9 protein-coding genes and 1 pseudogene are annotated in these 10,655 nt (G+C 69.6%); 7 read left to right on the forward strand and 3 right to left on the reverse strand.

Annotated features, from left to right (window positions below):
- Positions 1 to 77 precede the first annotated feature (77 nt).
- A complete protein-coding gene (locus AC0KXF_RS07580; RefSeq protein ID WP_473108588.1) occupies positions 78 to 965 on the reverse strand; it encodes a MurR/RpiR family transcriptional regulator in 888 nt (295 codons plus the stop codon).
- A gap of 140 nt (positions 966 to 1,105) precedes the next feature.
- Between AC0KXF_RS07580 and AC0KXF_RS07585 the strand changes: the two genes are divergently transcribed.
- From AC0KXF_RS07585 to AC0KXF_RS07615, 7 genes and pseudogenes are all read left to right on the forward strand, one after another.
- Positions 1,106 to 2,284: a C45 family autoproteolytic acyltransferase/hydolase gene (locus AC0KXF_RS07585; RefSeq protein ID WP_473108589.1), complete on the forward strand. Its 1,179-nt coding sequence runs from the start codon at positions 1,106 to 1,108 to the stop codon at positions 2,282 to 2,284.
- 52 nt (positions 2,285 to 2,336) lie between these two features.
- Positions 2,337 to 3,986: an ABC transporter substrate-binding protein gene (locus tag AC0KXF_RS07590; protein WP_473108590.1), complete on the forward strand. Its 1,650-nt coding sequence runs from the start codon at positions 2,337 to 2,339 to the stop codon at positions 3,984 to 3,986.
- A 6-nt stretch (positions 3,987 to 3,992) separates the two neighbouring features.
- Positions 3,993 to 4,943 (forward strand): ABC transporter permease, encoded by a 951-nt coding sequence (locus AC0KXF_RS07595; RefSeq protein WP_473108591.1) that lies wholly within the window; start codon positions 3,993 to 3,995, stop codon positions 4,941 to 4,943.
- Positions 4,940 to 5,788, forward strand: coding sequence for an ABC transporter permease (locus AC0KXF_RS07600; RefSeq protein WP_473108592.1), 849 nt, complete (start codon positions 4,940 to 4,942; stop codon positions 5,786 to 5,788). The genes AC0KXF_RS07595 and AC0KXF_RS07600 overlap by 4 nt, the downstream gene beginning before the upstream one ends.
- 3 nt (positions 5,789 to 5,791) lie before the next feature.
- Positions 5,792 to 6,586, forward strand: a complete 795-nt coding sequence (locus AC0KXF_RS07605) for an ABC transporter ATP-binding protein (RefSeq protein WP_473108593.1) — start codon at positions 5,792 to 5,794, stop codon at positions 6,584 to 6,586.
- Complete coding sequence (locus AC0KXF_RS07610; RefSeq protein WP_473108594.1) at positions 6,583 to 7,431, forward strand: ABC transporter ATP-binding protein; 849 nt, start codon at positions 6,583 to 6,585, stop codon at positions 7,429 to 7,431. Before AC0KXF_RS07605 ends, AC0KXF_RS07610 begins: the two co-directional genes overlap by 4 nt.
- Positions 7,432 to 7,542: 111 nt before the next feature.
- Positions 7,543 to 8,300, forward strand: a pseudogene (locus AC0KXF_RS07615) (aldo/keto reductase).
- Positions 8,301 to 8,321: 21 nt separating this feature from the next.
- On the opposite strand, the gene AC0KXF_RS07620 reads toward AC0KXF_RS07615, so the two are convergent.
- Positions 8,322 to 9,335, reverse strand: coding sequence for an aldo/keto reductase family protein (locus AC0KXF_RS07620; protein WP_473108595.1), 1,014 nt, complete (start codon positions 9,333 to 9,335; stop codon positions 8,322 to 8,324).
- A 94-nt stretch (positions 9,336 to 9,429) separates the two neighbouring features.
- A complete protein-coding gene (locus AC0KXF_RS07625) occupies positions 9,430 to 10,617 on the reverse strand; it encodes an ROK family transcriptional regulator (RefSeq protein WP_473108596.1) in 1,188 nt (395 codons plus the stop codon).
- Between the last annotated feature and the right edge of the window lie 38 nt (positions 10,618 to 10,655).

The raw sequence follows: 10,655 nt of genomic DNA on the forward strand, positions 1-10,655 counted from the left end.
TTCTCTGTATCGGGGTCACTTCCGTGCGTGTCGCCGCGGGGGGACACGGCCGAAACTGACCCATCTGCGGGCGCGCCTCAGTATCCGAGGCGCGCCCGCAGGTCGTTGAGACGCTGAGACGATCGCAGAGCCTTGTCCGGTCCGACGGCGGAGACGGCCTGCACGAGCACATCGCCGACGAGGATCCCCGAGAGCCCTTCGGCGGTGAGGCCGGTCGGGGTGTGCGGGGCGACGAGCGCCGAGGTGACGCGCGGAGCGAGTTGGTCGAGCAATTCGTCGGTGACGAGCAGCACGCTCGCGCCGACGAGTTGCGCGTGATCGAGCAGCGCTTCGATGTCGCTCGTCACGCGACCCGGCGCGAAGATGACCAGGAGGTCGCGTGCCCCGAGGCTCATCACCTCGTCTGCGAGTTTGAAGCCGTCGGTCGTGAGGCGGCGGGTCGGCACGCCGATCCTGCGCAGCCGCAGCGCGAGGTGCTCGGCGGCGATGCCCGAAGCGCCGAGGCCGTAGCAGTAGACCGTGTCAGCGTGAACGATCAGGTTGACGGCGACCGAATAGCGCGCGTCATCGTTGGCGCGTCTGCCGAGCTCGATGAGTTCCGAAGCCTCGGCCCAGATCTCGCGCTGGATCTGCTGCAGATCCTGCCCCACATGCTCCAGGCGCTGCCGCAGCCTGACATCGGGAGCGACGCTCGAGCTGAACGGGGCGGCGACTTCCTGCTTGAGCTCCGAGAGGCCCGAGTAGCCGAGGGTCTGCAGCGTGCGCACCACGGACGCGTTCGAGGTGCGGCTCTGCGCTCCGAGCTCCGCCGCGCTGGCGTAGAGCAGACGCTCCGCCGACATGTCGGTCAACACCCGGCAGACCGCCCGCTCCGACTTCGACAGCTCCTCCCAGTGCTCGGAGATACGGGCACGCAGGGCGGCGAGAGCGCCATTTTCTGTATCGCTTGTTACAAACGGTTCCATTGATGTATCATCTCGTACTAAAGGGCGGGGATCCGTAACGGATGTTCCACTCATCATTCTCCGCCGGCCGGAGAATCGCAAGCCGCACCACGGCATCGTCGTGACAAGACGGTGCAGGCAACCAGGACAGGGAGGTCTCCATGGGGGATGCAGGAAGCATCCGCGTGCTCGAGGTCAGCGGACCACCGCGCGAGCGCGGTCGCCAGTACGGCGAAGGAGCCGGCGACCTCATCGCGCTCGCTATCGACTATTACGCAGAGGCGCTCACCGCGCAGACCGGCCTGAGCTGGCGTGAGATCACCGACTCGGTTGCGCAGTGGCTGCCGATCTCGGAGCAGCTCGCGCCCCACCTCGTCGAGGAGATGCGCGGTATCGCCGAGGGGTCGGGCGCTTCGTTCGCCGAGATCCTCACCCTCAACGTGCGCGGCGAGTTCGTCTACAACCACCAGGCTGCAAGCCCCGCCACCGTCCCACCGCCCGCCGAGGAGCAGGAGGAGGAACGCGACGCGGTCGACGGCTGCACCTCGTTCTTCCTCACCGGCGCGGCGAGCGGCACCGGGCACACGCTCGTGGGGCAGAACTGGGACTGGCGCACGCTCACCGCCGACACGACCCTGGTGCTGCGCGTGGTGCAGGATCCGCTGCCCACGGTCATCATGCAGCTCGAGGCCGGCCAGGTCGGCCGGCACGGGGCGAACTCCGCCGGCATCGCCCTCAACGCGAACGGCCTGGGCGGAAGTTTCGGCAACGAGATCGGCCTGCCTCAAACGCTGATCCGCAGACTCGTGCTCGACCACGGTGACCTCGCATCGGCACTGAAGACCCTCGTCAAGACGCGTCCGCACATCGCGAGCAACGCGCTGCTCGCGCATCGCAGCGGGTTCGGCATCGACCTCGAGACGACCCCGCAGGGCGTCGACTGGATCTACCCCGACGAACAGGGGATGATCGCTCATACGAATCACTTCCAGGCCTCCGTTCCGCCTCAGCTCGCCGGCCGCTACCGGCCCGTGTCGGCCGACTCCCTCCTGCGACTGCCGCGAGTGCGAGCGGGCCTCGCCCGCGTGGCCGAGGCGCGCGACGAAGCCCAGAGCTTCCGACTGGTGCGGGCCGCGATGTCAGACCACCTCGGGCACCCGGAGGGCGTCTGCACCCACCCCAATCCCGGCTCGCCGCGCCTGAAGCGGTGGTCGACGCTGCTGTCGAGCTGCGTCGACCTCACCAGCGGCGAGTATCGCATCGCACCCGGCTTCCCCTGCGAGACCGAGTACGAGGTGCTGCCCTGGAACCTGTACGACGGGCCCGGGTCGCCCGAATGAGATGAACGAACAACGACGTTTGAACACCCACGCTGACAAGGAGGCGTTTTCAATGAAGAAGCAATCCCGCGGTGCTCGCATCGCACTGGGCGCGGCGACCGTCGCCGCGCTCGCGCTCACCGGCTGTTCGAATGCGGGGGAGGGCGGATCGGGCGGAGACGTCGTCGAGCTCGACGCGCCCTTCGCCGCGCAGACCCCCGCTGCGGCCGGTCCCGTCGAATCGGTGACCTGGATGCTCGGTTCGGAGCCCACGACCATGGACGCCGACATCGATGCGACCACCGCCGATGACACCGTGCTGGCCAACACCTGCGATCGTCTCATGCAGGTGCAGCCCGACCTCACGCTGGGCCAGGGCATCGCCTCGGACGCCGAGTGGATCGACGACACCCACGTGGTCTTCACCATCAGGCAGGACGCCGTCTTCCACGACGGCAGCCCGGTCTCCACGGCCGATGTGCTCTGGAGCATGCAGCGTCACGCGGCCGAGGGCGCCGCGGAGTCCGATGAGTATCAGAACGTCGTCTCCATCGAGCAGACGGGCGAGGACCAGATCACCGTCACCACCACCCAACCCGACGCGATCTTCCTGCAGGCGATGGCGGGCGACGGAGGCATCGTGTGGAACCCCCGGGTGATCGAGGCCGAGGGCGACGGCTTCGGCGGACCCGGATCCGCCTCGGCCTGCAGCGGCCCGTACCAGATCGAGTCGTGGGAGCCCGGTTCGCAGCTCACGATCGCCAAGTTCGAGGACTATTGGAACCCCGATGTCGACGCCCTCGCCGAGCGGGTGGTGTTCCGATGGGCAGAGGAGTCGGCGATCGCGAACAGTCTGACCGCGGGCGAGGCCCAGGGTGCATACCTCGAGAACGCGGGGGCGGCGGTGGCCTTCAACGGCAGCGCCGATGTCTCGGTGTTCCAGGGCCCCTCGACGAACGCCTGGGTGCTCGAGGCGACCGACCGAGGGGCGCTCACCGACGTTCGACTGCGCAAGGCGCTATCGCTCGCGCTCGATCGCGAGGGCATCGCCGGAGCCGCGTTCAGCGGCCTCGCCGAGCCGTGGAAGGCCCCGGTCGGATCCGGCGCCTGGGGCTACGAGGTCGAGGCCTTCGAGCAGGCCTTCGACGAGCTCGAGGGGGCGCCGGCCAAGCCGTCCGAGGACGATCTCGCCGAGGCGAAGGCGCTCGTCGAGGAGACGGGAAAGCCGAGCGAGAACCTCGTCGTCGCCTCCAACGGATCCTCCACGCACAATGTGATCGCGAATGCCCTCGTGGCCGCCGCCAAATCGATCGGTCTCGAAGCCGAGATCCTCGTGGTGCCGCAGGCCCAGTACGGCGACTTCTACTCCGATGCCGAACTGCGCGGCAAGGCCGACCTGTGGCCCGACGAGTACTACATCTCGAAGAACGACCCGCTCGGCTTCTACAAGAACGGCAAGTCCGACGCGAGCGTCAATTTCGGCATCCTGGCAGACCCCGAGTACGACGCCCTCGTCGAGCAGGGGTACGCGGCCACGGACGATGCCGAGCGCGCGGAGATCACGATCGAACTGCAGCGCCGCTGGGCCGAGAACGCCGTCTGGATCCCCGTGGTCGCAACACCGTCGACGCTCGTGATGTCGAACGAGGTTACCGGGGTGCCCTCCTCCGCCGCGTACATCTACTACCCGTGGGCGGCCGATCTGGGCAGCGCGAAGGGCTGATCCTCCATGTCCAACGCGATCCGCAGGCTCGGCGGCATGCTGCTCACGCTCGTCGTCGCATCCTTCATCATCTTCGCGGCGATGTTCGCCGCGCCGGGCGACCCGGTCACCTTCCTCATCGGAAACCCGGAGAACATCACCCCGGAGCGGGTCGCGAGCGTCCGAGCCCAGTACCACCTGGACGAGCCCATGCTCGCCCAGTACTGGCACTGGGCCTCGGGCGCACTCACGGGCGACTTCGGGCAGTCGTTCCAGTACCACCAGCCGGTGAGCGCGATCCTCGCGGCGCGGATCCCGGTCACCCTCTCGCTCGTGGGCTACGCGGCGGTGCTGCTGGCCGTGTTCGGGATCGGCCTGGGCGTGCTCGCAGCGGTGCGTCGCGGCCGCCCGACCGACACCGCGATCGTGGGCGGAACCACGCTCGCCGCGAGCGTTCCCTCTTTCGTGCTGGGCATCGCCCTGGTGGCGCTGTTCGCCGTGCAACTGCGGTGGTTCCCCGTCGCCGGAGCCGGCAGCGGCGGGCTGGAGCGCCTCCACGCCCTCACGCTCCCGGCACTGACCCTCGCGATCACTGCGCTCGCCATCGTCAGTCGGGTGACCCGGCAGTCGATGATCGAGCAGTTCTCATCCGAGCACGTGGAGGCCGCGCGGGCGACCGGTCTCGCCGAGCGCTTCATCGTGCGGGATCACGTGCTGCGCGGTTCCTGGGGGCCCATCATCACGATGGTCGCCCTCGTGATCGCGAGCATGATCGCCGGCACGGTGGCCGTGGAGACGGTGTTCGGCATCTCGGGTGTCGGCTCGCTGCTCGTCGACGCCATCAACACGCACGACTTCCCGGTGGTGCAGGCCGTGCTGCTGTTCATGGTCGTCGCCTACATGATCGTCACGACGGCGGTGGATCTATTGCTGCCGGTGCTCGATCCCCGTATCAATCGAAGGGCGGTGTCGGCATGACCGCGCTGATCCCGCCGCGCCTGCGCACCAAGCGCCGCAACGGCCCGGCACTCGGGTATTGGATCTCACTGGGGTTCCTGGCGCTCGTGGTGATCGCCGCCGTGTTCGGGCGGCTCATCGCGCCCCACGCGGCCGACGAGGTCGACTTCGCCGCGGTCTGGGGCGGGCCGAGCGGTGCTCACCCGCTGGGCACCGATCAGCTGGGCCGCGACCTCCTGTCGCGCCTGCTCATCGGGGCGGGGGAGACGCTGATCGGCCCCGTGCTGCTGCTTCTGCTGGCGACCGTGCTCGGCGTCGCCATCGGCGTGGTCGCGGCATGGCGCGGCGGCTGGGTCGACACGCTGCTGGCGCGCATCACCGACGTGATGTTCGCGTTTCCCGGCCTGCTCTTCGTGGTGCTGGTGATCGCGGTGTTCGGCAAGGGCCCGGTCACCGCTGTCGTCGCCCTCGCTCTCGCCTATGCCCCCGTCATCGCCAAGTACACGCGCAGCCTCGCCCTGAGCGAGATGTCGCGGCCCTACATCGACGCGTACCGGGTGCAGGGCATGGGAGGCGCTGCGATCTGTCTCAGGGGAGTGGTGCCGAACCTGCTGCCGCCCCTCGTCGGATACCTCGTGGTGCTCTTCGGGGAGGCGCTCATGAGCCTGGCGACTCTGAGCTTCCTCGGGTTCGGCGCGCAACCGCCCAGCTCGGAGTGGGGCCTCATGGTGCAGGAGGGTCAGGCGGGCATCGTGCAGGGGCACTTCCTGCCGACACTGGTACCCGGAGCCGCGATCGCGCTCGTGGTGATCGCCGTGAACATCGTCGGGGTGCGCGTCGCCGACCGGCTGCTTGCGAAGGGATGAGCCATGCTCCTGGACATCGATGATCTGCATCTGAGCTTCGTCGGAGGCGACGAACCGGCCCATATCCTGCGGGGGATCGATCTCACCGTCGCCCCCGGCGAGCTCATCGGGCTCGTGGGTGAGTCGGGATCGGGCAAATCGACCTCCGTGCGTGCCGCTCTGCGCCTCTACGGCGACGAGGCCGAGATCCGCGGCAGTATCCGCGTCGACGGCACGGAGATGGTGGGAGCCGATCCCGCCGTCTGCCGCCGCGTGCGCGCGAACTCCGTGGCGCTCGTGCAGCAGGATCCGCGCGCCGCGCTGAACCCGGTTCGCCGCATCGGCGACTCGCTCGCCGAGCGGCTCGTGCGGGTGCACGGCATTCGACGCAGCGCCGCCGACGAGAGGATCCTCGAACTGCTCACCGAGGTGGGACTCACCCAGCCCGAGCGCCGCATGCGGCAGTACCCCCATGAGATGTCGGGCGGCATGCTGCAGCGGGTGGTCATCGCGGCCGCACTCAGCACCGATCCGAAGCTGATCCTCGCCGATGAGGCGACGAGCGCGCTCGACGTCACCACGCAGGCCGAGATCATCGCCATCTTCCAGCGTCAGATCCGCGAACGAGGGCTCGGCATGCTCTTCATCACCCACGACCTGCACCTCGCCGGAGCGATCTGCGACCGCATCCATGTGCTGCGCCAGGGAGAGATCGTGGAGACGCTGGAGCGTCCGGATCTCTTCGCCGGTGCGGAGCACCCCTACACGCGCTCGCTCATCGAGTCGGCGCCGGCACTCGAACGGAGGAGGCGATCATGAGTCTCGTCGAAGTCACCGGACTGCACCGGGTATTCCGCATGGGCAGAGGCGCCGAGGATGTCACTGCGGTGAACCGGGTCGACTTCTCCATCGAACCGGGCGAATCGCTGGGGCTCGTGGGGGAGTCGGGATCGGGCAAGTCGACGATCGCCCGCATCCTCGTCGGCCTCGAGCGCGCCGATGCCGGCGAGGCGAGGATCGACGGCGTCGACTGCCTGCGACCCCCTCGGGGTCGCAGTGCTCGACTGGCGCGGGCGCGGGCCGCGCAGATGGTGTTCCAGGATCCCAATAGTACGCTCGACCGTCGCCTCACCGTGGGGGAGACGCTGCAGCGCGCCCAGCTGCTGCACGGGCTCGCGGCGAACCGGGCCGAGGCCCGCGCGGGCGCCCTGCGGCTGCTCGACCGGGTGCGGCTCACGGAGCGCCACGCCGATGCGAAACCCCACGAGCTCTCTGGCGGGCAACGGCAGCGCGTAGCGATCGCGAGGGCGCTCGCCGTCGAACCCAAACTCGTCGTACTGGACGAAGCCGTGTCCGCACTCGATGTGTCGGTGCAGGCGCAGGTGCTCGACCTGCTCACCGAGATCCAGCGCGAGTCCGGCGTCGGATACCTCTTCGTCAGCCACGATCTCGCCGTGATCCAAGAGCTGTGCCGGCGTACGCTCGTGCTGTTCCGAGGGGCCGTCGTCGAGCAGGGAGAGACCTCGCAGGTGCTCGAGGCGCCCGCGCACCCCTACACGCGGCTGCTGGTCGCTTCGACGCCGGGCCCCGGGTGGGATCCCGAGCGGGTGGTGCAGGCGCGCCTGAGTTTCACGCAGCGGATGTCGGTCGTCGCCGAGGAGTGACACTGGTCCCGAGCCTGTCAGATGGGGCCGAGCGCGCGGTAGCGTGGTGCCATGAGAACCTTCGCCATGCCGGGAACCGAGCTGACCGTCTCCAACGTTGTGCTCGGGCTCATGCGGATCCTGAACAAGACCGACGAGCAGGTGCGCGCGCTCGTGAGCGCCGCGCGCGACGCGGGCATCAACTTCCTCGATCACGCCGACATCTACGGCGACAGCGTGTACGGCTGCGAGCGCCGCTTCGCCGAGGCGCTGCGGCTGGCGCCCTCGGCACCGACTACCTCGACATCCTGCTGCTGCACCGCCCCGACGCCCTCGTCGAACCGGAGGAGGTCGCGCGAGCGTTCGACGAGCTCGAAGCCGCCGGCAAGGTGCGCGCGTTCGGCGTCTCGAACCACACGCCCCGGCAGATCGACCTGCTGCGCAAGTACGTCCGCCAGCCGCTCGTCGCGAACCAGCTGCAGCTCTCCATCACCCACGCGCCGATGATCGCGCAGGGCCTCGCCGCGAACATGCAGGGGCTCGAGCAGTCGGTGACGCGCGACGACGGCGTGCTCGACTACTGCCGCCTGCACGACATCACGGTGCAGGCCTGGTCGCCGTTCCAGGCGGGCTTCTTCGACGGGCCCTTTCTCGGTTCCGAGCGCTTCCCCGAGCTGAACGCTGCGATCGACCGCCTCGCGGCGCAGTACGACGTGCCGGCCGAAGCGATCGCGGTCGCGTGGATCACGCGCCACCCCGCCCGCATGCAGGTCGTGCTCGGCACGACCTCGCCCGAGCGCGTCGCCGCGGCGACCCAGGGATCCGAGGTGCGGCTGACCCGCGCGGAGTGGTACGAGCTCGTCCGCGCGGCCGGCTACCTCGTGCCGTAGGCGAGGCTCGGGAGACGAGCCTCAGACCAGACGGCGCTTCGGCGCGGTCTCATACGTGATCGACGGATCGCGCTCGACGACGTCGCCGAGCGCCTCGTCGATCGCGGCGAGCGTGTCGGCGTCGAGCACGACCCCTGAAGCGCGCACCGTGTCGGCGAGCTGCTCGGGCCGGGAGGCCCCGACGAGCGCAGCCGACACGTTCGGGTTCTGCAGCACCCAGGCGATCCCGAGCTGCGGCAGCGTCAGCCCCGCTTCGGCCGCGATCGGCCCCAGCCGCTGCACCGCGGTCAGCACGTCGTCGCGGAGGAAGCGCTTGATGAACTCCGCGCCGCTCTTCTCGTCGGTCGCTCGGGATCCCTCGGGCACGGGCCGCCCTGGCAGGTACTTGCCGGTGAGCACGCCCTGCGCGAGGGGCGACCACACGATCTGCGAGATCCCGAGCTCCTGCGACACGGGCACGACCTCCCCCTCGATGACCCGCCACAGCGCGGAGTACTGCGGCTGGTTCGAGACGAGTTGGATCCCGAGATCCTTCGCGAGTGCGTGCCCCTGCCGCAGCTGGTCGGCCGTCCACTCCGAGACGCCGATGTAGAGCACCTTGCCCTGGCGCACGAGGTCGGCGAAGGCCTGGAAGGTCTCTTCGAGCGGCGTCTCGACGTCGAAGCGGTGCGCCTGGTAGAGGTCGATGTAGTCGGTGCCGAGGCGGCGCAGCGATCCCTCGATCGAGTCCCTGATGTGCTTGCGGCTGAGGCCGGTGTCGTTCGGACCCTTGGGGCCGGTGGGGAAGTACACCTTCGTGAGGATCTCGAGCGACTCCCGGCGCTGCCCCTTGAGCGCCTCGCCGAGCACGGCCTCCGCCGCCGTGTTCGCGTAGGTGTCGGCGGTGTCGAACGTCGTGATGCCCGCGTCGAGCGCCGCGCGCACGGTCGCGATCGCCGTGTCGTTCCCCACCTGCGATGCGTGCGTCACCCAGTTGCCGTAGGTGATCTCCGAGACCTTGAAACCGCTGTTGCCGAGGTATCGATAGTTGACCATGCAATCCACGCTAGCGGGGCCGGCACGGATCGGCCAGGGTGCTTCGGGCTGCGATCCTCTGTCTCGCCCGCGGCGCACCGCGCCCGCCCCGCGCTCAGCCGCCGAGGGCGGCCGCGATCCGCTCCGGCGACAGGGCCGCGTCGATCGCGAGCTGCGCGGCGCCGTAGATCGCCGCGTTGCCCGCGGCGCGGGAGGGCGCGATGGTGAGGTGCTCGGTGGAGAGCGGGATCGAGCGCGCGTAGACGACCTCGCGCACGCCCGCCACGAGGTGCTCTGCGGCCTGCGCCATCGTGCCGCCGATGACGATGGTCGATGGGTTCATGAGGCTGACGCAGGCGGTCAGCACCTCTCCGATGTCGCGCCCGGCCTGGCGGATCGCCTGGATCGCGGCCACGTCGCCGCTCTTCGCGAGGGCGACGACGTCGCTCGGCCGCTGCAGCCGGGCCTGCGGGCTGCTCAGGGCGTGCGCGAGGGCGCGACCCGAGGCGACGGCCTCGAGGCAGCCGCGGTTGCCGCACGGGCAGGGGGCGTCGGCGGCGCGCGCGAGCGCGACGTGGCCGATGTCGCCGGCGGCCCCGTTCGCACCGCGGCGCAGGGTTCCGCCGGAGATCACGCCGGCCCCGATGCCGCTCGCGACCTTCACGAAGATGAGGTCGGTGACACCCGGCCACGAGGTGCTGAGCTCTCCCAGCGCCATGATATTGACGTCGTTGTCGACGAGCACGGGCGCGTCGATTTCGGCGCGGATCGCGGAGGGGATGTCGAAGCGGTCCCATCCCGGCATGATGGGCGGGTTGATGGGCCGCCCTGTCGAGAACTCGACGGGGCCCGGCACCCCGATCCCGACGCCGGCGATGTGCTCGGGGGCGTAGCCGAGGCCGGGCAGCAGCTCGCGCGCGGAGCGCAGGATCCAGTCGATCGCCGTCTCGGGGCCCTCGGCGATGTCCCGCGGGGACGACACCTCGGCGAGCAGCCCGCCGTCGAGGTCCGTCACGGCGACGCGCGCGTGGAGCGCGCCGAGGTCGGCCGCGAGCACCACCCGGGCCCGCGGGTTGAACGCGATCTGCGACGACGGGCGGCCGCCCGTGGAGGCCGCGTCCTCCACGGGCGCGATGAGCCCGAGGTCGAGCAGCTGGTCGATGCGCTGCGTGATCGTGGGCCGCGAGAGGCCGGTGATCTGGGCGAGCTTCGCGCGGGTGCGCGGCGTGCCGTCCCGCAGCAGCTGCAGCAGCCCGCCGGCCGTCGAGATGACCGGGCTGTGCAGGGGGGACGGAAAGCTCACGCTTTCAGTTAATCACAGCGTAAAGCCGGTAACGGTTT

Source organism: Leucobacter holotrichiae (assembly GCF_055791005.1).